General features: G+C 72.5%; 26 protein-coding genes. 11 read left to right on the top strand and 15 right to left on the bottom strand.

Annotated features, from left to right (window positions below; translation table 11 throughout):
- Positions 1-155: 155 nt before the first annotated feature.
- Genes EV187_RS06370 through EV187_RS06385 form a run of 4 tightly spaced genes read left to right on the top strand, consistent with a single transcriptional unit; the run spans position 156 to position 3481 of the window.
- Complete coding sequence (locus tag EV187_RS06370) at positions 156-1103, top strand: ABC transporter ATP-binding protein (protein WP_130352111.1); 948 nt, start codon at positions 156-158, stop codon at positions 1101-1103.
- Positions 1103-1930: an ABC transporter permease gene (locus EV187_RS06375; protein WP_130352113.1), complete on the top strand. Its 828-nt coding sequence runs from the start codon at positions 1103-1105 to the stop codon at positions 1928-1930. The genes EV187_RS06370 and EV187_RS06375 overlap by 1 nt, the downstream gene beginning before the upstream one ends.
- A gap of 2 nt (positions 1931-1932) precedes the next feature.
- Complete coding sequence (locus EV187_RS06380; protein WP_165391120.1) at positions 1933-3066, top strand: winged helix DNA-binding domain-containing protein; 1134 nt, start codon at positions 1933-1935, stop codon at positions 3064-3066.
- A gap of 34 nt (positions 3067-3100) precedes the next feature.
- A complete protein-coding gene (locus tag EV187_RS06385) occupies positions 3101-3481 on the top strand; it encodes a DUF1304 domain-containing protein (RefSeq protein ID WP_130352115.1) in 381 nt (126 codons plus the stop codon).
- Positions 3482-3508: 27 nt separating this feature from the next.
- Here EV187_RS06385 and EV187_RS06390 read toward each other — a convergent pair whose 3' ends face one another.
- The 14 genes from EV187_RS06390 to hemE all read right to left on the bottom strand — a co-directional run bounded on the left by EV187_RS06390 (position 3509) and on the right by hemE (position 16481).
- Positions 3509-3889: a hypothetical protein gene (locus EV187_RS06390; RefSeq protein ID WP_130352117.1), complete on the bottom strand. Its 381-nt coding sequence runs from the start codon at positions 3887-3889 to the stop codon at positions 3509-3511.
- A 109-nt stretch (positions 3890-3998) separates the two neighbouring features.
- Positions 3999-5321, bottom strand: coding sequence for a glutamate-1-semialdehyde 2,1-aminomutase (gene hemL / locus EV187_RS06395; protein ID WP_130352118.1), 1323 nt, complete (start codon positions 5319-5321; stop codon positions 3999-4001).
- Positions 5318-6316 carry a porphobilinogen synthase gene (gene hemB, locus EV187_RS06400; protein ID WP_278038795.1) on the bottom strand — a complete coding sequence of 333 codons (999 nt, stop codon included), beginning with the start codon at positions 6314-6316 and terminating at the stop codon, positions 5318-5320. The genes hemL and hemB overlap by 4 nt, the downstream gene beginning before the upstream one ends.
- Before the next feature lie 435 nt (positions 6317-6751).
- Positions 6752-7564, bottom strand: a complete 813-nt coding sequence (locus EV187_RS06405) for a uroporphyrinogen-III synthase (protein ID WP_423190870.1) — start codon at positions 7562-7564, stop codon at positions 6752-6754.
- Positions 7561-8538, bottom strand: a complete 978-nt coding sequence (gene hemC, locus EV187_RS06410) for a hydroxymethylbilane synthase (RefSeq protein WP_278038796.1) — start codon at positions 8536-8538, stop codon at positions 7561-7563. The genes EV187_RS06405 and hemC overlap by 4 nt, the downstream gene beginning before the upstream one ends.
- Positions 8535-9698 carry a ferrochelatase gene (locus EV187_RS06415; protein WP_423190876.1) on the bottom strand — a complete coding sequence of 388 codons (1164 nt, stop codon included), beginning with the start codon at positions 9696-9698 and terminating at the stop codon, positions 8535-8537. Before EV187_RS06415 ends, hemC begins: the two co-directional genes overlap by 4 nt.
- 155 nt (positions 9699-9853) lie before the next feature.
- Positions 9854-10591, bottom strand: a complete 738-nt coding sequence (gene hemQ, locus EV187_RS06420) for a hydrogen peroxide-dependent heme synthase (RefSeq protein ID WP_130352123.1) — start codon at positions 10589-10591, stop codon at positions 9854-9856.
- A 76-nt stretch (positions 10592-10667) separates the two neighbouring features.
- On the bottom strand, positions 10668-11753 hold the full coding sequence (locus EV187_RS06425) for a class I SAM-dependent methyltransferase (RefSeq protein ID WP_130352125.1): 1086 nt from the start codon (positions 11751-11753) through the stop codon (positions 10668-10670).
- Positions 11754-11788: 35 nt separating this feature from the next.
- Complete coding sequence (locus EV187_RS06430; protein ID WP_130352126.1) at positions 11789-12445, bottom strand: GntR family transcriptional regulator; 657 nt, start codon at positions 12443-12445, stop codon at positions 11789-11791.
- 20 nt (positions 12446-12465) lie between these two features.
- Positions 12466-12777 (bottom strand): DUF3618 domain-containing protein, encoded by a 312-nt coding sequence (locus EV187_RS06435; RefSeq protein ID WP_130352128.1) that lies wholly within the window; start codon positions 12775-12777, stop codon positions 12466-12468.
- Positions 12764-13168 carry a phage holin family protein gene (locus EV187_RS06440; RefSeq protein ID WP_130352129.1) on the bottom strand — a complete coding sequence of 135 codons (405 nt, stop codon included), beginning with the start codon at positions 13166-13168 and terminating at the stop codon, positions 12764-12766. The genes EV187_RS06435 and EV187_RS06440 overlap by 14 nt, the downstream gene beginning before the upstream one ends.
- Before the next feature lie 15 nt (positions 13169-13183).
- Positions 13184-13663, bottom strand: coding sequence for a hypothetical protein (locus tag EV187_RS06445; protein ID WP_130352131.1), 480 nt, complete (start codon positions 13661-13663; stop codon positions 13184-13186).
- A gap of 101 nt (positions 13664-13764) precedes the next feature.
- Positions 13765-15345 carry a protoporphyrinogen oxidase gene (gene hemG, locus EV187_RS06450; RefSeq protein ID WP_130352132.1) on the bottom strand — a complete coding sequence of 527 codons (1581 nt, stop codon included), beginning with the start codon at positions 15343-15345 and terminating at the stop codon, positions 13765-13767.
- A complete protein-coding gene (hemE, locus tag EV187_RS06455) occupies positions 15342-16481 on the bottom strand; it encodes a uroporphyrinogen decarboxylase (RefSeq protein WP_423190871.1) in 1140 nt (379 codons plus the stop codon). The genes hemG and hemE overlap by 4 nt, the downstream gene beginning before the upstream one ends.
- 379 nt (positions 16482-16860) lie before the next feature.
- On the opposite strand from hemE, the gene EV187_RS06460 reads away from it, so the two are divergent.
- From EV187_RS06460 to EV187_RS06470, 3 genes are all read left to right on the top strand, one after another.
- On the top strand, positions 16861-17580 hold the full coding sequence (locus tag EV187_RS06460) for a hypothetical protein (protein WP_130352136.1): 720 nt from the start codon (positions 16861-16863) through the stop codon (positions 17578-17580).
- Positions 17581-17694: 114 nt separating this feature from the next.
- Positions 17695-19068 (top strand): glutamyl-tRNA reductase, encoded by a 1374-nt coding sequence (locus tag EV187_RS06465; RefSeq protein WP_130352137.1) that lies wholly within the window; start codon positions 17695-17697, stop codon positions 19066-19068.
- Complete coding sequence (locus tag EV187_RS06470) at positions 19065-19784, top strand: GNAT family N-acetyltransferase (protein ID WP_165391121.1); 720 nt, start codon at positions 19065-19067, stop codon at positions 19782-19784. Before EV187_RS06465 ends, EV187_RS06470 begins: the two co-directional genes overlap by 4 nt.
- A gap of 3 nt (positions 19785-19787) precedes the next feature.
- Here the strand turns inward: EV187_RS06470 and EV187_RS06475 are convergent, their stop codons facing one another.
- Positions 19788-21173, bottom strand: coding sequence for a glycine--tRNA ligase (locus EV187_RS06475; RefSeq protein ID WP_130352141.1), 1386 nt, complete (start codon positions 21171-21173; stop codon positions 19788-19790).
- Positions 21174-21399: 226 nt separating this feature from the next.
- Here EV187_RS06475 and EV187_RS06480 point away from each other — a divergent pair, with 226 nt between their 5' ends.
- The 4 genes from EV187_RS06480 to EV187_RS06495 form a co-directional block, all read left to right on the top strand.
- Positions 21400-22701 carry an alpha/beta hydrolase gene (locus tag EV187_RS06480; protein WP_165391122.1) on the top strand — a complete coding sequence of 434 codons (1302 nt, stop codon included), beginning with the start codon at positions 21400-21402 and terminating at the stop codon, positions 22699-22701.
- Positions 22702-22780: 79 nt separating this feature from the next.
- Positions 22781-25354 carry a rhomboid family intramembrane serine protease gene (locus tag EV187_RS06485; RefSeq protein WP_130352145.1) on the top strand — a complete coding sequence of 858 codons (2574 nt, stop codon included), beginning with the start codon at positions 22781-22783 and terminating at the stop codon, positions 25352-25354.
- A 144-nt stretch (positions 25355-25498) separates the two neighbouring features.
- Positions 25499-25729 (top strand): twin-arginine translocase TatA/TatE family subunit, encoded by a 231-nt coding sequence (gene tatA, locus EV187_RS06490; RefSeq protein WP_130352147.1) that lies wholly within the window; start codon positions 25499-25501, stop codon positions 25727-25729.
- 282 nt (positions 25730-26011) lie between these two features.
- A partial coding sequence (locus EV187_RS06495; RefSeq protein ID WP_130352148.1) for a twin-arginine translocation signal domain-containing protein occupies positions 26012-26220 on the top strand: 209 nt, incomplete at its 3' end.

Below are 26220 nucleotides of genomic sequence, written 5' to 3' on the forward strand. Positions count from 1 at the left end.
GGCGCGGCACGGTCGTCGCGCTCGTATCCGTCGCACGACGGATGCCCCGGTCGCGACTCCCTCGCTAGGGTGGCACCTGTGGCGGTTGCCATCGCCCGGGCCGTGCGGGGGCGCGGCCCCCTGGCTGTCTGCTCGCCCCCACGTGAGGAGAGCGCATGAAGAGCGGCATCCCCATCGAGATCTCGGGGCTCAGCAAGCAGTTCGGGCACGTGACCGCCGTCGACGACCTCAGCTTCACGGTCGAGCCGGGGCGGGTCACCGGGTTCCTCGGCCCGAACGGCGCGGGCAAGACCACGACCCTGCGAGTGCTGCTCGGGCTGGTGCGCGCGACCGCCGGAACCGCCACGTTCGGCGGCGCGCCGTACCGCGACCTGCCGAAGCCCCTCGAGACCGTGGGGGCCGCGCTCGACGCGAACTTCCACCCCGGCCGCACGGCGCGGAGCCACCTGAAGGTCTACGCGACCGCGGCCGGCCTGCCGCCGGCACGGGTGCCCGCGGTGCTCGAGCAGGTCGGCATCGCCGAGTTCGCCGACCGGCGGGTTGGCGGGTACTCGCTCGGCATGCGGCAGCGACTCTCGCTCGCCTACACGCTGCTCGGCGATCCCGGCGTGCTCGTGCTCGACGAGCCGATCAACGGCCTCGATCCCGAGGGCATCAAGTGGATCCGCGGCTTCCTGCAGCACCTCGCGCAGGACGGGCGCACGGTGCTCGTGAGCTCGCACCTGTTGAGCGAGGTGCAGCAGAGCGTCGACGACGTCGTGATCATCTCGCGCGGTCGCCTCGTGCGGAGCGGCCCGCTGTCGAACCTCGAGCTCGACGCGTCGCCGCGCACGATCGCGGATTCCCCCGATCGCCTCCGGCTCGCGGCCGCCCTCGACCAGGCGGGCCTGGAGTACACCGAGGGACGGAACGGCTTCATCGTCGTCGAGCCCGATCCCGGCCGTGTCGGCCATGCGGCCTTCGTCGGCGGGGTGGAGCTGAGCGCCCTGCACCGGCTGCGATCCGGGCTCGAGGAGTCCTTCCTCTCGCTGGTGAACGGTGAGACGAATGCGCTCGCGGACGACGAGGCCACCCCCGTCGTCGTCGACGGAGGTGAGGTGTGATGTCGGTGATCCGCGCGCTCGCCTCGGAATTCCGGAAGGTCTTCACGACCCGCATGTGGTGGCTGCTGGCGCTGCTGCTCGTCGGCTACGTCGCGTTCCTCGCGGGCGGGTTCGGCGCGTTCCTCGGCTGGGCCGTCGAGAACCCGGATGCCGCCGCCAACACGGGCAACACCCAGCTCCCTCCGAGCATGCGGCTCGCCCCGCTGATCTACAGCTTCGCCTCCTCGATCGGGTACGTGTTCCCGGTGCTCCTCGGCGCCCTCGCCGTCACGGGCGAGTTCCGGCACAAGACGCTGACCCCGACGTTCCTCGCGGAGCCGCACCGCTCCGTCGTCCTCGGCGCGAAGTTCGTCTCCGAGCTCCTGCTCGGCGCGGGCTTCGGCGTGATCGCATTCCTCACGTCCGTCGGCACGGGGGCGGCCGCGCTGGCGGCGTTCGGCCTCGACACCGAGCTCGGCGAGCCCGACACGTGGGCGCTCGTCGGCCGAGGCGTGCTCGCGATGGCCCTGTGGGCCACGATCGGCGTGGGGCTGGGCTCGCTCGTGCCGAACCAGGTGGCCGCGATCGTCATCGTGCTCGCGTTCACGCAGTTCATCGAGCCGATCCTGCGCCTCGCGGCGTCGCTCAACGACATCACCGCGACCATCGGCCAGTTCCTGCCGGGCGCCGCGAGCGACGCGCTCGTCGGCGCGTCGTTCGACAGCATCGCCTCGGTTGGAGCGGCGGAGTCGCTCGACTGGTGGCAGGGCGGCCTGGTGCTGCTCGCGATCGGCGTCGTCGCCACGCTCATCGGCGGCGCCACCACCTGGCGGAGGGACGTGACGTAGGGGTGGACCTCAGGGGGTTGCGGGAGCTGCGGCTCCGGGTGCAGGGGCTGCGATCGCCGTACGACGCGAGCGCACCCGAGGTGGTGCGCCGGTTCGTCGCGGTGCAGGCGCAGGAGTTCCTCCCCGCGCAGTGGGGGCTCGCGGCGCGAGTCCCATCCGAACGACGGCCGGATGCGGCATCCGTCGCCGCCGCGCTCGATGCGGGCGAGATCCTCCGCACCCACGTGCTCCGGCCCACGTGGCACTTCCTGCATCCGGCCGACGCGCGCTGGGTGATGGAGCTGTCGGCCGAGCGGGTCCACCGCGCGAACGGGACGTACTACCGCCGCACGGGCCTGGAGGGTGCGACCGCGACCCGCGCCATGGACGTCGTCGCGGCATCGGTCGCGGGCGGGCACCGCACCCGCGCCGAGCTCGCCGACGCCCTCGTGGCCGGGGGCGTCTCCAACGCCGGGCTCAGCTTCGCCTACGTGATGATCATGGCCGAGCTCGAGCGCATCGCCATCAGCGGAGCGAACGTCGGCAAGCAGCGCACCTACGCGGCCTTCGATGAGCGCGTGCCCCCGTCGCCGCCGAGGCCGCGCGATGAGGCACTCGCCGAGCTCGCCGCACGGTACCTCGCCGCGCGCGGGCCGGCCCGCGACCGGGACTTCGCCGCGTGGTCGGGCTTCACCCTGAGCGATACGCGGCGCGCGTTCGCCGACGCCGCCGACCTCGCGGGCGACGGGCGCATCGAGTGGATCGACGTCGAGGGCACGCCGCACGCCCTCGACGCGGCCTCCGTCGCCTCGGCCGACGAGCGCACCGACGGCGTGATCGGGGAACGCGGCGTCATCGACCTGGTGCAGGCGTACGACGAGTACATCATGGGCTACGCGGCGCCGCGGGCGTACCTGCTGCCCCCGGGCCTCGACGCCGTGCACGCGGAGTTCCCGCTGCACGCGCTGATGGTGGACGGCGTGATGGTCGGACGCTGGGCGCCGGTCGTCCAGGACCGGCGGGCGACCGCGCGCATCGTGCCGTGGCGCGACCTCACGCCCGGCGAGGAGCGCTCGCTCGCGGCATCCGTCGCCGCGCTGGAACGGTTCCTCGGCCTCCCGGTGACCCTCGAAGTCGAGCCGATCGTCGCGCCCTGACCGCCCGGCGCGCCCCGACCGATACGATCGCGCCATGGCCGTCATCGCGAGCATCTTCGTCGCCCTCGCCGCGCTCCTGCACGGCTATATCTTCCTGATGGAGAGCGTGTGGTGGACCCGGCCGTCGACGTGGAAGCGGTTCGGCGTCGCCGACCAGGCCGCCGCCGACACGACCAGGCCGATGGCCTACAACCAGGGGTTCTACAACCTGTTCCTCGGCCTCGGCGCGGCCCTCGGGCTGGTGCTCTACTGGGCGGGCGCGATGGACGTGGGCAAGACGCTCGTGCTGTTCACCACCGCGTGCATGGTGCTCGCCGCGCTCGTGCTGACGACCACCGGCCGCGGGTACGTGCGGGCCGCGCTCATCCAGGGCACGCTTCCGCTCATCGGGTTCGTGCTGTTCGCGTTGTCCTGAGCGCTGCGCCGGCGCGAGGCGTTCGGCTCAGTCGGCGGGCTGCGCGTCGGCGTCGGTCGGCGGCTCGACCTTCAGGCGGTCGATGAGCGCGGCCGAGTGGTTCGTGCTGAGGATGATGCGCGTGAACTCGCCCGCCGCGAGCTCGAGCACGACCGCCTGGCGCTTGCCCTTCACGATCACGAAGTCGGTGCCGCCATGGTACTTCCACACGCCGACGGCGACGACGAGCGGGATCTCGGTGCCCCGCTTGCGGATGCCGCGGATCCACACCCATGGGTCGTCGGTGACCGTCGCCGACCGGATGTCGTCGCGCTGCACCACGAGGTCGTCGGAACGCAGCGCGAGCGTCTTCTCGGCCGGGGTGAGGTGCACCTCGATCCGGTCGTTGTGCACGCGAAGCTGGGCCATGCTTCCATCCTGCCCGAGCCTGCCGTCGCTCGCCGAGTCGCCACCCCACAATGGCGTAACGGTTTGGCACGGGGCAAGGTGCGGGAGGCGTCGGGCCGCGACGCCGCGGTCAGGACGGGCGAGCGGATGCCGCGGCTCGCGCCGCGGCCGGCAACGCGTCGACGATCCGTCCGATGGCGGCATCGTCGTGCGCGGCGGTCACGAACCACGCCTCGAACACCGACGGCGGCAGCGAGACGCCCGCATCGAGCATCGCGTGGAAGAACGGCGGATACCGCCACGCCTCCTGCCGCTGCACGCCCCCGTAGTCGCGCACCCCGGATGCCACGTCCTCGCCGAACACGAAGCTGAACAGGTTGCCCGCCCGCTGCACGGCGTGGGCCACGCCCTCGGCCGCGAGCGCGTCGGAGACCTCGGAGCTGATCGTCGCGGCGGCGGCGTCGAGGTGCGCGTAGACCGCGGCATCCGCTGACCTGAGCGTCGCGACGCCCGCGGCGACGGCGACCGGGTTCCCGGACAGCGTGCCCGCCTGGTAGACCGGCCCGAGCGGGGCGAGCTGCTGCATGACGTCGGCGCGGCCGCCGAGCGCGGCGACGGGCATGCCGCCGCCGATCACCTTGCCGAACGTGAGGAGGTCGGGCGAGTACTCCCCCGCGGTGCCCTCTTCGAGCCCCCACCAGCCGGCGGCCGACACGCGGAAGCCCGTCAGCACCTCGTCGGAGATGACGAGCGACCCGTTGGCGTGCGCGAGTTCGACGAGCGCGCGGTTGAAGCCGGGCTCGGGCGGCACGACGCCCATGTTCGCGGCGGCCGCCTCGACGATGACGGCCGCGATGCGGTCGCCGTGCTCGGCGAATGCGGCGCGCACGGCGTCGAGGTCGTTGTACGGCAGCACCAGCGTGAGGGCGGCGATCCCGGCGGGCACGCCGGCCGAGCCGGGCAGGGCGAAGGTGGCGAGCCCCGAGCCCGCCTCGGCGAGGAGGCCGTCGGAGTGGCCGTGGTAATGACCCGCGAACTTCACGAGCAGGTCGCGCCCGGTGAAGCCGCGGGCGAGTCGGATGGCGCTCATGGTCGCCTCCGTGCCGGTCGACACGAGCCGCAGCTGCTCGACGGGGGCGACCCGGGCCTCGACGAGCTCGGCGAGCTCGGTCTCGGCGGGCGTCGACGAGCCGAACGAGAGGCCGCGGCTCGCGGCATCCGTCACCGCCTCGATCACGCGCGGGTCGGCGTGGCCGAGGATCGCGGGGCCCCACCCGGCGACGAGGTCGACGTACTCGCGGCCCTCGACGTCGGTGACGTACGCACCGCGGGCCGACACGAGGAACCGCGGGGTGCCGCCGACCGAGCGGAAGGCGCGCACGGGCGAGTTCACGCCGCCCGGGATCGCGGCCCGGGCGCGGGCGAACAGCTCGTCGTTCGTGGGGGCGTTCACGCGAGGTCCCCTGCGCGGATCCAATCGGCGAGCTCGACGGCCCAGTACGTGAGCACGGCGTCGGCGCCCGCGCGGCGGATGCCGCGGACGGACTCGATCACCGCGCGCCTGCGGTCGATCCAGCCGTGGGCGGCGGCGGCCTCGATCATCGCGTACTCGCCCGACACCTGGTAGGCCCAGACCGGGATGTCGGATGCCGCCGCCACATCGGCGAGCACGTCGAGGTAGCTGCCCGCCGGCTTCACCATGACGATGTCGGCGCCCTCCTCGATGTCGATCATCGCCTCGCGCAACCCCTCACGGCGGTTCCCGGGATCGAGCTGGTACGAGCGGCGGTCGCCCTCGAGGGTCGACTCGACCGCATCGCGGAACGGACCGTAGAACGCCGACGCGTACTTCGCCGAGTAGGCGAGGATCGCCGTGTCGGTGTGACCGCCGTCGTCGAGGGCGTCGCGCACGGCGGCGACCTGGCCGTCCATCATGCCCGAGAGGCCGAGGAGCTGCGAACCGGCGCGGGCCTGCTCGAGCGCCATGGCGGTGTACCGCTCCAGGGTGGCGTCGTTGTCGACGCGCCCGCGGTCGTCGAGCACGCCGCAGTGGCCGTGGTCGGTGAACTCGTCGAGGCACAGGTCGGTCTGCACCACGAGGCGCCCGGCGGATGCCTCGACGGCGACCCTGGTCGCGACGTTGAGGATGCCGTCGGGGTCGGTGGCGCCCGAGCCGCGTGCGTCGCGCACCTCGGGCACGCCGAACAGCATCACGCCGCCCAGGCCCGCGGCCGCGGCATCCGCCACCGCCTGCGGGAGGCTCTCGAGCGAGTGCTGCACGACGCCGGGCATGGACGCGATCGGCACCGGGGCGGTCACGCCCTCGCGCACGAACAGCGGGAGCACGAGCTCCGCCGCGTGCAGGCGGGTCTCGGACACGAGCCGGCGCATGGCGGGGGTCTCGCGGAGGCGGCGTGGGCGGACGCGGGGAACGGGCGTGGAACTCACCCGACCAGCCTACGTCGCGGCGGCTGGGTGGCCGCCCGGCGGGGTGGCGGCTCGTGCCGACGGCGTGGGCGGGCGGGCGCGCACCGGCGACCTGGGCGGGCGCGCTCCGAGGGGCGGGGCGGGACACCGTCTGCAGGATGAGCGGCCGGTGAGAGCCACTGGAGCGGCCCGCGAAGCGCTCATCATGCAGAGCGCACTCGATGCGTGGCGCACTCGCACGGCACGAGCTCCAGCCTCTCGGCGCGCAGCCGCGCACGCCGTGGTCGCATCGGCAACGCAGGGGATCAGGCGGTGTCCGCCATGTCGACGACACCTGCCGTCCGATCTCCTGCGTTGCGGGGTGTCGGAAGTGCGTACCCGACGGCGCGCGGCACCAGTTCGCCGGGTGTGGGGGTGCGCACCGACCGCCGCGAGGCGCGCGTTCGCCGGGTGGCGTCAGGCGTGCGCGGTGGCCGCCTCGACGACCGCGTCGATGAGCGACTCGGCGCTGCGCTCGCGGGCGACGACGTCGACGCGGAGGCCGACCTGCGCGGCATCCATCTTGGTCTGCGGGCCGATCGCGGCCACGAGCGTGGTCTCGGGGATCGGGCCGAGCTGCTGCTGCACCTGCTCCGCCACGCTGCCCGAGGTCACGAGCACGGCGTTCACCCGGCCGTTGCGCACGTCGTCGACGACCTTCGCCGCCACGGGCACGCCGACCGTGCGGTACGCGACGACCGCCTCGACGTGATGGCCCGCCTGGGCGAGGCCGATCGAGAGCACCTGCTTGGCGATCGCCGACCGCAGTGCCAGCACCCGCAGTCCCACCTGGCCGTCGGTGGCCGCCTCCCACTCCTCGAGCAGGCCGCGGGCCGAGTTGTCCTCTGACGGCACGATGTCGGCGTGGTACCCGGCGGCGACGAGCGCGGCAGCGGTGGTCTCGCCGACCGCTGCGACCTTCGTCGTCTCGGGGATCACGGCGTCGTACGACGCGAGCACGTCGACCGTCGTGGCGCTCGTGACCGTGACCCAGTCGAAGCCACCGGCGGCGAGCTTCGCGAGCGCCGCCTCGAGCGCCGGCTGGTCGTCGGTCGGCGCGAAGTTGATCATCGGCGCGACGATCGGGGTCGCCCCACGGGCACGCAGCGCGGCGGCGACGCCGTCGCCCCACGGGCCGCCGCGCGGCACGAGCACGCGCCACCCGGCGAGGGGCTTCCCATCGTGGAACGGCAGGCCGATGGCACCGGTGAACAACTCGAATTCACTCACGGCGACTCCTCACGAGGTGCAAGATCGGCGGCGCCGTTGCCGAGGAGTTCCGCGACGACCCGATCGGCGACGTCGCGGGCCGCATCCGCCAGATCGGCGGCCGAGCGGCTGTCGGGGGTCGCGGCGTGCGAGCTCGTCAGTCGCCGCGTCCCGTCGGCACTGTACACGCTCGCGCTCAGGAACAGAAGTTCGTCCTCGACGAACGCCGTCACGCCGACGGGCGCCGCACACCCGGCCTCGAGTCCGGCGAGCACGAGCCGCTCGGCGAGCACCGTGGAGCGGGTGAGGCCGTGGTCGACGGCCTCCAACGCACGCTCCAGCGCACGATCGACGCGTTCGCGGCGCACCTCGATCGCGAGGGCGCCCTGGCCGGCCGCGGTGGGCCAGTCGGCGAGCGGGAGCAGTTCGGTCGCGGCATCCGATCGCCCGAGTCGCCCCAGTCCGGCGGCGGCGAGGAGCACGGCGTCGAGCTCGCCCGACGCCACCTTGCCGAGACGGGTGTCGACGTTGCCGCGGATGTCGACGGCGACCACGTCGGGGCGTGCGGCGCGCAGCTGTGCGATGCGCCGTGGCGACCCGGTGCCGATGCGCGCACCCTCGGGCAGCGTCGTGAGGGTGAGGCCGTCGCGCGCGCAGAGGGCGTCGCGGGCGTCGGCGCGCTTGGGCACCGCGCCGAGGCGCAGGCCCTCGTGCTCGGCGGTCGGCAGGTCCTTCAGCGAGTGCACCACCACGTCGACCTCGCCGCGCAGCAGCGCCTCGCGCAGGGCGGCGGCGAACACGCCGGTGCCGCCGAGCGACGCCAGCGAGGCACGGGACGTGTCGCCCTCGGTCGTGACGGGCACGAGCTCGATGTCGGCCTTCGCGGCCTTGGCGAGGCGTTCGGCGATCTGGGTCGTCTGCGCCATCGCGAGGGCGCTCGCGCGGGTGCCGACGCGGATGACGCCGGCTGACTCGGACCCGCCCGCCCCGCTCACGGCGCGATCCCCGCGAGGGCCGGGCGGAAGCCGAGGCGCACGTTCTCGCAGCATCCGGGCCGGCACACGTCGTACCAGGGGCCGAGCTCGGTGACGGCCGGGCGATCGGCGGTGGGCGTGCCGTTCACGCGCTCGAGCACGAGGTCGACGAGTCCCGCGACGTAGGCGGGATGCGTGCCGGGCGTCGGCACGCGCACCGCGGCGAGGCCGTGCTCGCCGGCGGTCTCGAGCGCCTCGTTGTCGAGGTCCCAGAGCACCTCCATGTGGTCGCTCACGAAGCCGAGCGGCACGATCACGACCGCCTTGCGGCCGGCGGCAGGCAGCTCCGCGATCGCGTCGTTGATGTCGGGCTCGAGCCACGGCATCGACGGCGGCCCCGAGCGCGACTGGAACACGAGCTGCCACGGCACGTCGGAGGCTCCGGCCTCGCGCATGACGACCTCCGCCACCGCGAGGTGCTGGGCCGCGTAGGCGCCGCCCTCGCCGAACCCGCGCTCGGCCGGGCCCGACTTCGCGGCGTCCGTCGAGGGGATCGAGTGGGTGGCGAACAGGACTTCGACCTCGGTGGTGCGGTCGAGGCCGGGCACGGATGCCTCGAGACCCGCGATGCCGTCGCGCACGCCCTCGACGAACGGCCGGACGAAGCCCGGGTGGTCGAAGAACTGGCGCACCTTGTCGATCTGGATGGCGTCGGGGCCCTCGCCGAGCCCGGTGTCGGCGAGCGCGTCGGCGAAGTCCTCGCGGTACTGCCGGCAGCTCGAGTAGGAGCTGTAGGCGCTCGTCGCGATCGCGATGAGCTTCGAGTAGCCGGCGGCCCTCGCCTCGTCGAGCGCGTCGTTGAGGTACGGGTCCCAGTTGCGGTTGCCCCACAGCACGGGCAGGTCGATGCCGCGGCTCGCGAGCTCGGCCTCGAGGGCGGCCTTGAGCTGCCGATTCTGCTCGTTGATCGGGCTCACGCCGCCGAAGTGGCGGTAGTGGTGCGCGACCTCCTCGAGCCGTTCGTCGGGGATGCCGCGGCCGCTCGTGACGTTGCGCAGGAACGGGATGACGTCGTCCTGGCCCTCGGGCCCGCCGAAGCCGGCGAGCAGGATCGCGTCGTACGCGACCGGTTCCGTGACGTGCTCGGCGCCCTGCTGCGCCGCGGGCGTCGCGCCGGGCACGATGGCGCCGATCGCGCACGGTGCGGATGCCGCGGGGGCCGGCTTGTGCCCGCGGTGCGCGGTCGCCGGGGCATCCGTGCCCGCGGCATCCGTGCGCGGGGCATCCGTGCCCGCGGTGCCGGAGGCGCCCGTGGAGCCGAGGTTCACCGCCGCCATTACTGCAGCACCTCCACGAGCTCGGCCGTCGAGACACGGCGGCCCGTGTAGAAGGGGACCTCCTCGCGCACGTGCCGGCGCGCGTCGGTGGCGCGCAGGTCGCGCATGAGGTCGACGAGGTCGGTGAGCTCGTCGGCCTCGAGCGGCAGCAGCCACTCGTAGTCGCCGAGCGAGAACGACGCGACCGTGTTGGCGATGACCCCGCGGAACGCGGCACCCTTGCGGCCGTGCTCCGCCAGCATGCGCCCGCGCTCCTCGGGCGCCAGCAGGTACCACTCGTAGCTGCGCACGAACGGGTAGACCGTGAGCCACGACTTCGGCTCGACGCCGCGCAGGAAGCCCGGCACGTGCGCCTTGTTGAACTCGGCGTCGCGATGCACGCCCATCGCATTCCACGTGGGGAGCAGCGCGCGGAACAGCCGCGAACGCCGGATCTCGCGCAGCGCCCACTGCAGGCCCTCGGCGGTGGGCCCGTGCAGCCACAGCATCACGTCGGCGTCGGCTCGCAGGCCGGAGACGTCGTAGATGCCGCGCAGGGTGACGTCCTCGTTCTCGACGAGGGCGATGATGTCGTCGAGCTCGCGCACGAAGCGGGGCACGTCGTGCCCGTCGAGGTCGTCGGGGCGCACCGGGTCCTTTCGGAGCACGGCGAAGACCGTGTAGCCCTCGGGAGACTGCTCGGCGTCGGATTCGGTCTGGAGCGCGTCGGCTGCCGCTTCGGCAGCGGGGGAAGACATGCCTCCAGTCTCCCCCTTTCCGCGTCATGGACCAAAAGACGTCGCGAGCGGATGCCCCGCGGCCGCCCGCTCGTCGTCAGCGCACGAGTCGCGTGAACCGGAAGGACGCGAACCCCTCGATGGGCAGCTCCTCGATGCCGGTGAATCCGGCCTCCCTGGCGTAGCGCTCGAGCGTCGACTGGCGCATGACCGTGCCCGTGCCGACCGAGCCCGGAGCGGACAGGCTGTCGGGCAGGCACACGAAGATGCTGTAGCCGTACATCATCCGCTCGACCTCGTCACCGTCGGGCGCGAACTCGGGCGCGACCGCCTCGTCCATGATCACGACCTCGCCGCCGGGCCTCACCGCCCGCCGGATCGCCCTCAGCACGTCGACGGGGAACGGCATGTCGTGCAGCGCCTCGAAGACGAACGCGGCGTCGAACACGGCGTCCTGCGCGAGTCCCTCGCCGCCGACGTGGCGGAAGCGCACCCGCTCGGCGACGCCCGCCTCCTCGGCGTGCCGGCGCGCCGCGACGACCGAGGCGGCATCGACATCGAACCCCTCCACGCGCGCCAGCGGGTAGGCGATCGCGATCGCGATCGACGACCAGCCGTGTCCGCTGCCGACGTCGGCGACGCGCGCGCCGGGGCGCGACAGCACCTCGTGCAGCGTGGGCACGCCGGCGAGGGCGGGGCCGAGCCGCTGCAGGAACCAGGGCCGGTTGATGTCGCCCTGCGCGTCGCGCGCGTCGTCGCCGAGGTCGGCCCACGCGACCCCGCCGCCGTTGCGGTACGCCTCGAGCAACGGTGCGAGCTGCGCGCCGATCGACGCCGCGAACCGCCCGAGCGGGGCGACGTAGTCGAGCGAGTCGGGATCCGTGAGCGCCTCGGCGTGCGCGGGCGGCAGGGCGAACCGGCGAGCGGATGCCTCGGCATCGGCGTCGTCGACCGCGAGGATGCCGTACACCGCCTGCTGCTCGAGCCATTCGCGGGCGTAGCGTTCGTCGGTGCCGGTGCGCTCGGCGAGCGTCTGTGCATCGAGCGGGCCCTCGGCGAGCGCTCGATACCAGCCGAGCCGGTCGCCCACGTAGATGCTCAGCAGCTCGAAGGTGGACAGCGTCGCGTCCACAACGTGTGCCGCGAAGGCGGTCGTCGCGTCGGCCTGGTCGTCCGTGGTCATCGTCGACTCCCTTCGTCGCGCGGCGCGCGGGCCGCTCAGCCCCCGACGAGGAGGCGGGTCGAGTGCTCGAGGTGGTCGCGCAGCGCATCGGGCCCGAGCGACTGCACGTCGTCGAGCAGCGCGCGGTGCTCGGCCACGAGGGATTCGAGCGTGTAGTGCGGCCGCACGTGGAGCAGGAACAGGAGCAGCTCTGCGCCGAGGGCGGCATGCGCCTCGATGATGCGGGGGCTCCCGGATGCCGCGACGAGCGCGTGGTGGAACTCCGCGTGCACCCGCTCGGCCTCGAGCCAGTCGGCCGATGCCGCGAGCCGGTCGAGTGCGTCGCGCGCGGGGCCGAGCACGCGCTCGGGCCACTCGTGGCCGAAGCGCTCGCCCGCGATCCGCACCGCCTCGACCTCGAGGGCGGCGCGGAACTGCTGGAGCGCGATGATCGTCTCCCGGTCGAAGCTCGCCACGCGCACACCGCGGTAGGGCATCGCGACGGCGAGGCGCTCGGCGACGAGGCGCTGGAACGCGGCCCGCACCGTGTGCCGCGAGACGCCGTACCGAGCCGCCGCCGCCTCCTCGCGCAACGGCGCGTCAGCGGGGAGCGCGCCGGTCAGGATCTCGGCGCGGACGGCGTCGGCGACGCGGTCGACGGCGGTCGCCGCCTGGCCCGCGGCCGCGGCGCCTGCCGAATCGAGCGCCGACATCGCGGCATCCGCCCGGCTCGCTACTTGCCTTCGACGACCGAGCGCACGACCAGCCAGACGGTGACGCCCACGACCGCGACGACCGCGACCGCGACCGCGGCGGCGGCCACCGGCTGCTCGTCGGCGAGCCGGCGGAACCTCACCTTGGCCTCGGCGGTCTTCTGCTTGACCTGCTTCGGCACGTTGAGCTTGTCCTCGAGTGCGTCGAGCGTGCCGGCGAAGCGAGCGCGGGCTCGCTCGGAGTTCACCTTCGCCTCGAGGCGCGTGAGGTTGCGCTGGCGCGTCTTCGAGTCGCGCTTGCTGAGTTGGCTCCCGGCGTCAGTCGCGGTCATACTCGCCCGTTCCCTTCACCATGTCGAGGTCCTTTCTGAGGCTCTCGATCGATTCGAGCGGCTCGCTGCCGCGCCTGAAGTTGATCATCGCGATCCAGACGAGGATCGCGATGATGACGACCAGGATGCCCGACACGGTCAGCGCCGCGGCCCATCCGGGCATGACGAGCGCGAGCGCGAAGATGGCGGCGACGATGAGCGTGAAGAGCAGGAACACTCCGACGACGGCCGCGCCGGCGAAGAGGCCCGAGCCGATGCCGAAGTGCTTGATCTTGTAGCTGATCTCGGCCTTGATCTGGTCGATCTCGGCGCGGATGAGGTCGGAGACGCGGTCGGGAAGCTCCCCCACCAGCGTGAACAGGGAACGTTCGTCATTCGACGGTGCGGCCATGATCGCCTCCGAGGGTCAGGAGCCGGATGTCGCCGAGGAGCCGCGCGACGCGGAGCCGGTGTTCGGCGACGACGAGCCGGTCTTCGACGACGAGGCGCCGCCTGACGCGGACTTCGCGGCGACGTCGGCCGCGTCGTCGATCGCGTCCTCGAGCTTCGAGGCGGCGTCGTCGACGGCCGACCTGGCCGCGCCCGCCGCCTTCGAGATGTTCTGCTTGGCCGACCGCGCGGCGCGGTTCACGTCCTGCTTGGACGCGCCCGAGCCCTTCGTGGCACTGCCGATGAGGTTCTTCACGCCATCGACCACGGTGTCGCTCAGGTCTCCGACACGGGCGGAGGCGAACTCCTTGACCGTGCCCACGCCCTGCTGCACGGACGGCTGGTTCCACACCTTCTCGGCGGCCGCGCGGATCTGCTCGTATCGCTCGCGGCCCGCACGCGTGCCGAGCACGTATCCGACGCCGAGCCCGACGACGAAGAGGATCTTGCCCTTCATGTGCACCCCATCTCCCCGTTGGTCCATCACAACGACCGTTTCCAGCGTAGACCCCGGTCGAGGTCGCGCAAGGGGGTTGCGTGAAAAGTATTCCGCTCCGGCTATGCGACGTCGCCGGGCGTGACGGCGAGGTGGCGGATGCGGTGGGCCGCCTCGATCGCGTGCGGGACCACGGACGCGAGCCCCGTGCCCGCGACCCACGACCCGGTGGCCTCGATCCCGGGCTCCGCGTCGAGCACGTCCTCGAGCGCCCGCACGCGGTCGCGCTGGCCGATGGTCGCCTGGGACAGCGCGTCGCGCCACGCGCTCCGCCCCGATGCCCGCACCGACGATGCGTCGAGCGGCGTGCCGAGCAGCGCGCTCGCGTCGGCGAGCGCCAGGGCGGCGACCTCCTGGTCGGTGCGTCCGTCGAGCGGGTTCGGCTCGCCCGCACGTCCGTACGAGAGGCGGACGACGTGACGGTCGCCGGCGAGCTCCGCGAGCCACGGCCACTTCGCCGTCGAATGCGTGAGCGCCTTGGCCGCGACGCCCGGCGTGTCCGCCGCCACGAGCACCCCGGTGCCGCGGGGGGCGGCGTCGAGGGCGGGCGCGTCGAGCACCAGGGTCACGAGCTCCACGGATGCCGCGGGCGGCCAGTCCGAGGCGTCCGACCATCCGAGCGACGCCGCGTCGAGCAGCCGGCGCGACGCGTCGGCAGGTGCCGCGAGCACGACGTACGGAGCGTCGATCGCCATGGCGCGGGTCTCGTCGTCGGACCCGCCCGCCAGGGCGGCCTCGAGTCGCCAGCCCGGCCGGGGCGCGGCATCCGCGTCGTGGTCGCCGGCGGTGTGGCGAGCGAGCCCGGTGACCTCGGCGCCGGTCACGACCTCGACGCCGAAGCGATCGAGCTGCGCCGCGAGCGCGTCCACGAGTCGGTGCATGCCGCCGCGCAGGCCGAGCACGGCCGTGCCGGCCTTGCGCTCCTCGAGCAGCTGGCCGACGCCGCCCGAGAGCGAGCCCATGCGGGTCATCGCCTCGTTGAGGCCCGGGGCCACGACGTCGAGGTCCAGATCGTCGGGGTTCGTGGAGTACACGCCCGCCGAGATGGGGGCGACCAGCCGATCGAGCACGGCATCGCCCATGCGCGACCGCACGAGGTGGCCGAGGCTGTGGGCGCGGCCGATCTTGAGGATCGGCTTCAGTCGATCGAGGTAGGCGCGCCACGCTCCGCTCCAGCCGATGATGCGGCGCACGTCCTCGCCGAGCGGGTTCGCGGGGATGCCCAGCACGCCCGTGCGCGGCAGCGGCGCCGCGTCGATCCCGCCGTCGCGACCGGGCATCACGAGCCAGGCGCCCGCGGGGTTCGGCGTGACGATCTCGTCGCCGAGGCCGAGTCGCTCGAGGAGCTCGGCGACCGCGCCGCCGCGAGTCGCGAACGACTCCGCCCCGCTGTCGAGCGTGAGTCCGTCGAGCTCGATGCGTCCCACGCATCCGCCGATCGCATCGCGACGCTCGAGCAGTGTCACGCGCAGGCCCACCTTCGCGCACTCCAGCGCGGCCGCGAGCCCGGCGACGCCGCCGCCGACCACGACGACGTCGGCCTCGCGGAGCTCGAGCGCCGGTCGCCCGTCGGCGGTCGGCTCGGCCGCCGGCTCGGCACTCGGCTCCGCCGGGTCCGTCGGCTGCGCGGGGTCGGCGGTCATGCGCCCGCCTCGTGCACGAGCTCGACCACGCGGGTCAGCACGGTCGGGTCGGTCTCGGGCGGCACGCCGTGGCCGAGGTTGAACACGTGCGCCGGCGCCGCCTCGCCACGTGCGAGCACGTCGCGCACCGCGGCCTGGAGCACCGGCCACGGCGCGCCGAGCAGCGCCGGGTCGAGATTGCCCTGCAGCGGCACCCCGGCGCCCACGCGCGCCGCGGCGATGTCGAGCGGCACGCGGTAGTCCACGCCGACGGTGTCGACGCCGATGCCGTGCATCGCGCCGAGCAGCTCGCCGGTGCCGACGCCGAAGTGCACGACGGGCACCGCGCGGGTCACGGCCGCGCCGGAGGCATCCGTGGTCTCGTACTCGAGGTCGTGCACGTGAGCGAGCGCCTTCGCCGACGCGGGCGCCACGTGGGTCTCGTAGTCGGAGAGCGAGAGCGCGCCGGCCCACGAGTCGAAGAGCTGGGCGGCGGATGCCCCGGCGAGCACCTGCGTGCGCAGGAACCGCCCGGTGAGCTCGGCGGTCCACTCCATGAGCGCGCGCCACGCACCCGGATCGGCGTGCATGAGCGTGCGGGCGGCGAGGTGGTCCTTCGACGGGCCGCCCTCGGCGAGGTAGGCGGCGAGCGTGAACGGGGCGCCCGCGAATCCGATGAGCGGGGTGGCCGTGCCCGACCCGTTGTCGGTCGTTTCCAGCTCGGCGATGGTGCGCTGCACCGCCTCGGTGATGGGCACGGATGCCGCGTCGAGGCGCGCGGGGTCGACGGCCGTGAGCTCGGCGACGCCCGCGGCATCCGCGTACCCGCGACCGAAGACGGGACCGCGGCCGGGCTGGATCTCGACGTCGACGCCGACGAGCTTCAGGGGCACCACGATGTCACTGAAGAAGATCCCGGCGTCGACCCGGTGCCGGCGCACCGGCTGGAGCGTGATCTCCGACGCCATCGCCGGGTCGAGGCACGCGTCGAGCATGCGCGTGCCGACGCGGAGGTCGCGGTACTCGGGCAGCGACCGGCCCGCCTGCCGCATGAACCACACGGGCGTGGTGTCGCTGCGCTCCCCGCGGTAGGCACGGACCAGGCGCGACTCGCCCGTGAGGCCGGCGGACAGGGGATGCTGCGGGGAGAGGATCACGCGTGACATTGTCGCCTATCGGGCTGGGCATCCGGTCGCGATGACCGACGTGGAGGGCCGCGGCACCGCGACCCCGGGGCGCAGCGTCGACGTCGGAGGAAAACGGCGGCGGATGCCCATCCGAGTGCGGAGATCGGCACCGAATCGGCCGCCGACACGCCGAATCATCCGTTTCATCGTTCCAAATCCGCCGTGCCACTGTCGCGTGAGAGCGCGCGCACGCTAGGGTCGAACTCGTCGTGTTCCCCCACGACGACGCGCCGACGGCGGCGCGCCTCCGCCCCCACGGAGAAGAAGAAGACGACGTGTCCCCGATCGTTTCGAACATCCTGTCCATGCCCGATCGTCGCGCCCGGATGCCGCTGGCCGGAGGCGCCCGATGAACCCGGTGGCGCCGCATCGCGCGACCCTCACGGTGCTCGTCGGCCTCGCCGCGGCGGCCGTGGTCGCCGGGCTCGTGGCCCTGTCGCCGACGCTCGAGCGCCTCATGCTGCGCCTTCCCGCGATGCCCACGACCGCCATCGCGGTCGCGTTCGCCGTGGTGGGCCTCGTCGTGTTCGCCGTGTGGGCGGTGGCGCAGCTGAGTCGTGCAGCGCGCACCCGCGCCCGACGTTCGGCGCTCGCGGCGACCGTGCACGGCGAGCTCAGCTGCGGCATCCGGAGCCGGCTGCTCGTGCAGCGCCTGAACGAGGTCGCGAACGCCGATCGCCCCGTGCGCCTCGGCGCCCGGTACTCGGTCGTCGTCGACGAGCTCGGCGTCGCGTTCTGGAACGGCGGGAGCCGACCCCGCCGCGCTGCGCAGTTCCCGTGGCGCGAGGTGCGCAACATCCGCGCGGACTCGATGGTGGTGGGCGGCGCGGTCGTCCCCGTCGTCGAATTGCGCGTGCGGCACAACGGCGCCAGCGTCGAGCTTCCCATCATCCTGTCGTCGGGACGCCCCGTGCGATTCGCGCTGGCCGATGCGCCGTTCTTCGCGGTGGTGCGCAGCTGGAAGTCCAAGCATCGTGCGGCGCTCGCGGCCGAGGGCCTCGAGCTGCCGCCGCTGACCGCTCCGATCCCCATCATCACCCCCCGCATGGCGGCGGCCGCCCGACGCTGATTCGGCCGCCGTCGCGGCGGTGCCGGGCGTGCCGATCGTGCCGGTCCCTCGACTGTGAGACATCCGGTGTCGGCCCTGATCCCGACCCCATTCGACCGCGGGTAGAATCATCCAGTGCTCATCTGCCTCACCGCGAGTCACAAGAACGCCGGGTTCGACATGCTCGAGCGTCTTTCGGCGAACGCGGAACACGCAGCACCGCGCATCCTCGACGGCCATGACGCCCTGCAGGGCGCGATCGTCGTGGCCACCTGCAACCGCTTCGAGGCCTACCTCGACCTCGAGGCCCCCGAGGGCGACAGCCCGGTGACGGCCGTGCACGAGGCGATCCGCGCGGTCGGCTCGGTCGCAGGCCTCGAGCCCGACGAGCTGCGCACCACGTTCGGGTTCGTGCACGGCAATGCCGTGGCCGGGCACCTCTTCGCCGTGGCATCCGGGCTCGAGTCCGTCGTCGTGGGCGAGGGCGAGATCGCCGGCCAGGTGCGCCGCTCGCTCGAGCGCGCCCGCACCGAGGGCACCACGACCCCCGAGCTCGAACGACTGTTCCAGCACGCCTCGCAGACGTCGCGGCGGGTGAAGAACGAGACGGGAATCGGCGGCGAGGGCCGATCGCTCGTGCGCCTCGCGCTCGACCTCGCCGAGAGCCGCATCACCGATTGGGCGACCACGCGCGTGCTGCTCGTCGGCACCGGTCGCTTCGCGGGCGCCTCGCTCGCCGCGCTCCGCGACCGCGGGGTGGCCGACGTGCGCGTCTACTCGCCCTCCGGGCGCGGCACGAAGTTCGCCGCGGGCCACGGCATCGAGGCGGTCGCGCGCGGCGACTACGCCGCGGTCGCCGCGAGCGTCGACATCATCGTCACCTGCACCACCGCCGAGCACCACGTGGTCGACAAGGCGCTCATCGCCGTCGGACGCGAGGAGCTCGCGGCATCCGTCATCGCGCTCCCCGGCTCGCCGGCGCCCGAGCCCGCCCAGGTTCGCCAGCTCGTCATCGACCTCGGCCTGCCCCGGAACGTGGCACCCGACGTGGTCGAGGTGCCCGGCGTCGAGCTGCTCGACCTCGAGACCATCAAGATCCACGCCCCCCTCGAGGAGCTCGGGGCCACGGATGCCGCGCGGGCGATCGTGCACCACGACGCCCGCGCCTTCGGCGACACGGCCGACGAGCGCGACCTCGCGCCGGCCGTCGTGGCGCTGCGCAGGCACGTGTACGACATCCTGGACGCGGAGATCGAACGTGCCAGGGCTCGCGGCGACGACGGCGGCGAAACCGAGCGGGCGCTCCGCCACATGGCCGGCGTGCTGCTGCACACCCCGATGGTGCGCTCCCGCGAGCTCGCCCGGGCGGGCGAGCAGGCCGCGTGGATCGACGGCCTCGAGGCGCTGTTCGGGGTGAAGCCCGACGAGGCCGCACAGGCCGTGCGCGACCGGCAGGCGACGGATGCCGCCGAACAATCGCCGCGCGCCCGGCAGGCCGACGCCTCGTGACCGACGCGCACGACCCGGCCGATCACGCCGATCCGGCCGAGGCGGTCGATCGCGCCGCCGCGGCCGATCGCGCGGCCGGGGCCGCTGCCGACGGACCGCCCGCGCTGCGGTTCCCGTTCGACGCCACCGCCCTCAGCGCCGAGCCGCTCCGCACCGAGCGCCTCGTGCTGCGTCCCATCGAGGCATCCGACGCCGCCGACGTCTACGAGTACCAGCGCCTGCCCGAGGTGATCCGCTACCTGCCGTGGCCCGAGCGCGACCGCGCCTCCGGCTTCGAGCACACCGCGAAGCGCGCGGCGGGCCGCATTCTCGCCGCCGACGAGGACTTCGTCTTCCTCGCCGCGACCCTGCCCGGCGAGCCCTCGACCGACGACCCCGCGCGCGATCGCGTCATCGGCGACTTCATGGTCCGCGTCTCGAGCGTGCAGCACGCCCGGCTCGAGCTCGGCTGGGTGCTGCACCCCGACTTCCAGGGCCGCGGGTACGCCAGCGAGGCGGCCGGAGCGGTGCTCGACTTCGTGTTCGAGTCCCTGAACCCCCACCGGGTGGAGGCGTTCCTCGACGCGCGGAACGCGGCGTCCGCTGCACTCTGCGAACGCCTCGGCATGTGCCGCGAGGCGACGCTCCTCGAGGAGGAGTACAACGACGGCGAGTGGCAGGACACCGCCGTCTACGGCGTGCTGCGCCGCGAGTGGGCTGCAGCTCGCGGAACGTAGCGGCTACGCGCCGATCAGGCGCGACGCCAGGTACCCCTCCAGCTCGGCGATCGGCACCCGCTCCTGGGCCATGGTGTCGCGGTCGCGCACCGTCACCGCGTCGTCGTCGAGCGAGTCGAAGTCGACCGTGATGCAGTACGGCGTTCCGATCTCGTCCTGCCGACGGTAGCGGCGACCGATCGCGCCCGCATCGTCGAAGTCGACGTTCCAATGCGTGCGCAGCGACGCCGCGACGTCGCGGGCGAGCGGCGAGAGGCGCTCGTTGCGGCTGAGCGGCAGCACCGCGGCCTTCACCGGCGCCAGGCGCGGGTCGAGCTTGAGCACCGTGCGGGAGTCCATGCCGCCCTTCGCGTTCGGCACCTCCTCGACGTGGTACGCGTCGACGAGGAACGCCATGAGCGACCGGGTGAGGCCGGCCGCGGGCTCGATCACGTACGGGACCCACCGCTCGTTCTTCGACTGGTCGAAGTACGAGAGGTCCTTGCCGGAGTGCTCCGAGTGGGTGCTGAGGTCGAAGTCCGTGCGGTTGGCGATGCCCTCGAGCTCGCCCCACTCGCCGCCGGTGAAGCCGAAGCGGTACTCGATGTCGATGGTGCGCTTCGAGTAGTGCGAGAGCTTGTCCTTGGGGTGCTCGAACAGGCGCAGGTTCTCGGGGTTCACGCCGAGGTCGATGTACCAGTTCCAGCGGTAGTCGAGCCAGTACTGGAACCACTCGTCGTCGGTGCCCGGCTCGACGAAGAACTCGAGCTCCATCTGCTCGAACTCACGCGTGCGGAAGATGAAGTTGCCGGGCGTGATCTCGTTGCGGAAGGACTTGCCGATCTGGCCGATGCCGAAGGGCGGCTTCATGCGCGAGGCCTGCAGCACGTTGGCGAAGTTCGTGAAGATGCCCTGCGCGGTCTCGGGACGCAGGTAGTGCAGGCCGGACTCGTCCTGCACCGGGCCGAGGTACGTCTGCAGCATCATGTTGAAGTCGCGCGGCGGCGTCCACTGGCCGCGGGTGCCGCAGTTCGGGCAGACGATGTCGAGCATGCCGTGCTCGGGCGCACGGCCCTTCTTCTCCTCGAAGGCCTCGAGCAGGTGGTCCTCGCGGAAGCGCTTGTGGCAGTGCAGGCACTCGACGAGCGGGTCGGTGAAGACGCCGACGTGACCGGATGCCACCCACACCTGCTTCGGCAGGATGACGCTCGAATCCAAGCCCACGACATCGGCACGGCTGGTGACCATGTATCGCCACCACTGCCGCTTGATGTTCTCCTTGAGCTCGACGCCCAGCGGCCCGTAGTCCCACGCCGACCGGGAGCCGCCGTAGATCTCGCCGGCTTGGAAGACGAAGCCCCGGTGCTGCGCGAGGGCGATGACGGAATCGAGACGGCTGGGTGCGGCCACGGTGGCTCCAATGGTCGTGTATCGGGCGATCGCCCGGAGGGAAACGATGCCACCCATCCTACGGGCGGTCGCGCATCACGGCCGCCCGGGCCGCATGGGCCACCGGGTGGCGCCTCCCCCGCCCGGACGGGCCGGCGGGGCCGGCGGGCCACCGCGAGGCACCCGCGCCGCGCTCGGCCGTGCGGCTACGCTGTGCGCATCGCGAACCTGGGCGAGGGGGGCGACAATGTGGGATTTCCTGCTCCGCGTGAACGTGGTCGACGGTCCGTTCATCATCACGGTCTACGTCCTCGCCGCGGTCGTGTTCGTCTACCTGCTCGGACGCGGCCCGTGGTGGGGGTGGATCCTCACCGCGCTCGTCGTGCTCATCGTGGGCGCGATCATCGGCGCCGGCGTCCTGTGGTGGGCGGTCAACGTGCTCGACCTCTTCGGCGGTCCGGTGAACGAGGCCACGTGGTGGTGGGTGCCCGCGGCGTTCGCGGGGTTCGCCCTCGCCGTCTGGAACCTCTGGTACTCGCGCTGGTGGCGCAAGCTCGTCGCCCTGCTCGCGATCCCGTTGTTCGCGCTCACCGCGCTCCTCGGCATCAACGCCTCGTACGGCCTGGACCCGACGCTCGGGTCGATCCTCGGCATCTCGACCGCGGGCACCATCGACCTCGACGATCCCGACGCGACGCCGAGTCCCGATCCGATCGAACCGCTGTACCAGACCTGGACGCCGCCGGCGGGCATGCCCTCGGTCGGCGCGATCGGCACGCCGCGGCCGGCCGTGCCGAACTCGAACTCGGACTTCCCCGCCCGTCCCGCCCAGCTCTACCTGCCGCCGGCGGCACTCGTGCCCGACGCACCCCGACTGCCGCTCGTGATCATGATGATGGGCCAGCCAGGCGATCCGGATGCGAGCTTCATCGGCCAGGTGCTCGACGAGTACGCCGCGAGGAACGGAGGACTCGCGCCGATCGTGCTCGTCGTCGACCAGCTCGGCGACCCCACGGAGGATCCGCTCTGCCTCGACACCGAGCTGGGCATGGCGGAGACCTACATCATGCAGGACGTGGTGCCGTGGGCGAGGCAGCATCTCGACGTGCTCCAGGCACCCCGCTTCACGACGGTCGCCGGGTACTCGAACGGCGGCGGGTGCGCGGCGTACTTCGGCGCGAAGTACCCCGAGGTGTTCGGCAACATCCTGTCCGTCTCCCCGGTCGAGTACGCCGGCGCTGAGCAGAGCGACGAGGTCCTCGGCACCGTGTTCCACGGGGACCAGGCGGCGTACGACGCCGTCAAGCCCGCCAACGTCATGGCGTCGAAGGCGCCGTACCCCGACACCACGGCTGTCTTCACCGTGGGCGAGAACGATGCGGCGTTCGGCCCGGGTGCGCAGCGGCTGGCGGATGCCGCGCTGCAGGCCGGCATGGCCACGACCTTCTTCAGCGTGCCGGGCGCCGACCACGGGGTGAGCGGACTGCTCGGCGGACTCGACGCGGGCTTCGAGGTGCTGTACCCCAGACTGGGACTCTCGGCGCCGTGAGGCCGCCCCGCAGCATGGACCACGTGCGTGCCGCGCTCCGGCGGGACCGCCGAGCCACCGCCGTTCACGGGAGTCGAGCATGAGCGAGACCAGATCCGACGTCGCAGCCCATGACGAGAGCGCGGACGCGGAGCCGAAGGGGCGCCTGCGCTCGACCGGGGAGTCCGTCGCGGGATTCATCCGTCGCGTGCCCTTCAGCATCGCGCTCGCCCTCGTGCTGCTCGCCACCGCGATCGCGACCGGCACCGCGGTCGGCACGGCGTCGGAGGCCACGCTGCAGACGTGGGCCGCGGGCGTCATCACGACGTTCGACGAAGGTCGGTGGTGGACGGTGCTCACGGCCCTGTTCATCCCCGACGACCCGTTCCAGCTGGTGTTCGGCGTGCTCGCGTCGATCCTCCTGCTCGGCGTCGCCGAGCGGCGGATGGGCACGTGGCGCGCCGTCCTCGCATTCGTGGTCACGGGCGTGATCGGCGTCGCGCTCGGGACCCTGCTGCAGTGGATCGGCTCGCTCGCGGGCGAGTGGTGGGCCACGGGCACGTCCGCCGACCTCACGCTCGACCCGCTCGCGGGCATCGTGGGCGCCCTCATCACGGCGACCGCGTTCATGGGGGTGCTCTGGCGCCGACGCATCCGGATCGTGACCCTCGCCTTCATCCTCGTGTTCGTGCTCTACGACGGCGACTCGTCGAACGCCTACCGCCTCATCGCGGCGATCGCCGGCCTGTTCCTCGGCGCCCTGCTCACGCGCGATCCGTCGACCCTGCGAGCACGCCGGAGCTCGCACGCCGAGACGCGCACGCTCGTCGCGGCCGTCGTCGCCGTCACGGCGATCGGGCCGATCGTGGCGCTCGTCAACCGCACGGAACTCACGCCGTTCAGCTTCGGCTCGTACCTGTTCGACGACGACCCGGTCGACCTCGACACGCTGATCTCGCAGTGCGGTGCGACGGCGGACGCCCTCGGCGAGGACTGCCTGAAGCAGCTCGCGATCATGAGCGCCCAGGGCCCGGGGATGTTCCTCCTCTCGTTCGTGCCGGTGCTGCTCCTCCTCCTCGCCGCCTGGGGCCTCCGGATCGGACGCCGCTTCGCCCGGTGGCTGGCGGTCGCCGTCAACGTCGCGATCCTGCTCTTCGCCCGCACGGCCCTCGAGGTCACCGTCACGACCGCCGACGTCGAGGACGGCACGTGGTCGGTCTTCGACATCGGGGAGCTGATCGTGTGGGCCCTCGCGGTGCTCGCGCTGCCCATCGGCATCATCGTCATGCTCACCGTCACCCGGCGGCATTTCCAGATCCGGTCGCCGCGACCCGCCTTCCTGCGATTCGTGGGCACCGTCCTCGGCGCGTTCGCGGTGCTCGCCGTCGCCTACTTCGCCATCGGGCTCTCGACCATCGACGAGTACTGGCCCGCTGCCGACGCCGGCGACCTGTTCGTCGACACGCTCAAGCGGTTCGTGCCGCCGCACTTCCTCGCGGTCGTCGATCCGATCGTGCTGCCGGGGCACGACCTCACGAGCGTGGCCTACCAGGTCGTCGGGCCGCTGTTCTGGGCGGTCTTCATCGTGGCCGCCGTGGTGCTGATGCGCCAGGCGAGGTCGGAGATGGGCTTCGCCGACCGACTTCGGGCCCGGGCGCTCATCCGCCGCCACGGCGGCGGCACGCTGGGATTCATGGGAACCTGGCCTGACAACGCCTACTGGTTCAGCGCGGACCGCGACGCGGTCGTGGCCTATCGGGTGGTCAACGGCGTCGCGATCACGATGTCCGATCCGATCTGCCCGCCGGATGCCGCGGGCCGCGTCATCCGCGATTTCGCCTCGTTCTGCGACGCCAACAGCTGGGTGCCGGTCTTCTACAGCGTGCACCCGCGGTATCTGCCGGTCTTCGACGAACTGGGATGGCAGCACATGTCGGTCGGCGAGGAGACGCTCGTGCGCACCACCGGCCTCGAGCTCACGGGCAAGCCCTGGCAGAAGGTGCGCCAGGCGCTGAATCGCGGCATCAAGGAGGGCATGACCACGGTGTGGACGACCTGGGACGAGCTGCCGCTCGCCACCATCGCCGAGATCAACGCGATCTCCGAGGAGTGGGTCTCCGAGAAGGAGCTGCCCGAGATGGGGTTCACCCTCGGCGGCATGGCCGAGCTGAAGGACCGCGACGTGCGCCTGATGCTCGCCCTCGGACCCGACGGCCGGGTGCAGGCGGTCACGAGCTGGCTGCCCGTCTACCGCGACGACGCCGTGGTGGGCTGGACGATCGACTTCATGCGCCGAGCCGACGGCAGCATGAACGGCATCATGGAGTTCCTCATCGCCTCCGCGGCGCTGCACATGAAGGAGGAGGGCGCGGAGGTGCTGAGCCTGTCCGGCGCACCACTGGCCGCGAAGCCGCTCGCGCCGGGCGAAGAGCCCCCGGAGCCCACGCCGATGACGCGCCTGCTCGAGTTCCTCGGCAGGACCCTGGAACCGGCCTACGGCTTCTCATCGCTGTTCCGGTTCAAGGCGAAGTTCAACCCCGACTACGAGACCATCTCGATGGCCTATCCCGACCCGCTCGCCCTGCCGACGATCGGCGTCGCCATCGGGAGGGCGTACCTTCCCGAGGTATCGGCGAAGGAGGCGGTCGCCCTCGTGCGCACGCTCACGAAGTAGGGCGGGCGAGACGGCCAGCACGGCGATTCCCCCTGCGCCTGATCAAATGAAGCGCGTTGAACGATCGACTTCTGCCGTCGGATGTGATTAGTCTGTCGAGGGCAAGGGCGCATCGGGCGTCCAGCCCGCACTCACGGAGGACTCATGTTCGCGAACCTCAACGGCTGGCACGCCGTCATCATCCTCGCCGTCATCCTGCTGCTGTTCGGCGCTCCGAAGATCCCGCAGCTCGCGCGATCCCTCGGCCAGTCCATGAGGATCCTGAAGTCGGAGGTTCGCGAGGACTCGAATTCCGCCGCGTCCGACGCGCGCGCCGAGCCGGCGCCCGCCGCACCGGCCCCGGTCCACCCGGTCGACGAGCCCGTCGCCAGGTAGTTCAATCCCGTCTGATCAGGCAATTCGGCGTGCCCGAGACTTATGACAATGGACCGTCTAAAGATAAGCGTGCCGCTTTCAGCTTTCGCTTGACCAATTCGCAATTTGTGCCGTAGCGTTCGAGGAAGCGCGCATGGTGGCCCGGCCTCCAGCGGGCTGGGAGCGCGAAGACCGGTGTGAATCAGGGCCTCGCGCGCCCGTTCCGGGGCTCGGTTCCGTGGCGACGCAGGCGTCGCTTCGGCTCGGCGTCTCGATACACCCCTCTTCATGCAAAGGAGCATCATGGACGATCTGATCGATCGCGACGACAACCCCGAGCTGGGGCGCAGCCTCGGCCTGTCTCGGCGGCAGCTGCTCGCGGCGACGACCGGTGTGGCCGCGGCGGCCGCGCTCGGCGGTGCGGCGTTCGGCGGTGGCCCGGCGCACGCCGCGGCTCGCGCCGGCGCGGTGAAGGCGGCCGGCAACGGCGTGCTCCTCCCGCCGGGCAAGCG

It is taken from the genome of Agromyces ramosus, assembly GCF_004216665.1.
GTDB lineage: Bacteria > Actinomycetota > Actinomycetes > Actinomycetales > Microbacteriaceae > Agromyces > Agromyces ramosus.

Excerpts from the sequence above, each read along its gene's own strand:
- EV187_RS06460 (WP_130352136.1), top strand. The coding sequence starts at position 16,861 with ATGAACCCGGTGGCGCCGCATCGCGCGACCCTCACGGTGCTCGTCGGC.
- hemG (WP_130352132.1), bottom strand. The coding sequence starts at position 15,345 with ATGACCGCCGACCCCGCGCAGCCGACGGACCCGGCGGAGCCGAGTGCC.
- tatA (WP_130352147.1), top strand. The coding sequence starts at position 25,499 with ATGTTCGCGAACCTCAACGGCTGGCACGCCGTCATCATCCTCGCCGTC.
- EV187_RS06435 (WP_130352128.1), bottom strand. The coding sequence starts at position 12,777 with ATGACCGCGACTGACGCCGGGAGCCAACTCAGCAAGCGCGACTCGAAG.
- EV187_RS06425 (WP_130352125.1), bottom strand. The coding sequence starts at position 11,753 with ATGACCACGGACGACCAGGCCGACGCGACGACCGCCTTCGCGGCACAC.
- EV187_RS06370 (WP_130352111.1), top strand. The coding sequence starts at position 156 with ATGAAGAGCGGCATCCCCATCGAGATCTCGGGGCTCAGCAAGCAGTTC.
- EV187_RS06485 (WP_130352145.1), top strand. The coding sequence starts at position 22,781 with ATGAGCGAGACCAGATCCGACGTCGCAGCCCATGACGAGAGCGCGGAC.
- EV187_RS06480 (WP_165391122.1), top strand. The coding sequence starts at position 21,400 with ATGTGGGATTTCCTGCTCCGCGTGAACGTGGTCGACGGTCCGTTCATC.
- EV187_RS06445 (WP_130352131.1), bottom strand. The coding sequence starts at position 13,663 with ATGAAGGGCAAGATCCTCTTCGTCGTCGGGCTCGGCGTCGGATACGTG.
- EV187_RS06440 (WP_130352129.1), bottom strand. The coding sequence starts at position 13,168 with ATGGCCGCACCGTCGAATGACGAACGTTCCCTGTTCACGCTGGTGGGG.
- EV187_RS06430 (WP_130352126.1), bottom strand. The coding sequence starts at position 12,445 with ATGTCGGCGCTCGATTCGGCAGGCGCCGCGGCCGCGGGCCAGGCGGCG.
- hemQ (WP_130352123.1), bottom strand. The coding sequence starts at position 10,591 with ATGTCTTCCCCCGCTGCCGAAGCGGCAGCCGACGCGCTCCAGACCGAA.
- EV187_RS06390 (WP_130352117.1), bottom strand. The coding sequence starts at position 3,889 with ATGGCCCAGCTTCGCGTGCACAACGACCGGATCGAGGTGCACCTCACC.
- EV187_RS06385 (WP_130352115.1), top strand. The coding sequence starts at position 3,101 with ATGGCCGTCATCGCGAGCATCTTCGTCGCCCTCGCCGCGCTCCTGCAC.
- EV187_RS06375 (WP_130352113.1), top strand. The coding sequence starts at position 1,103 with ATGTCGGTGATCCGCGCGCTCGCCTCGGAATTCCGGAAGGTCTTCACG.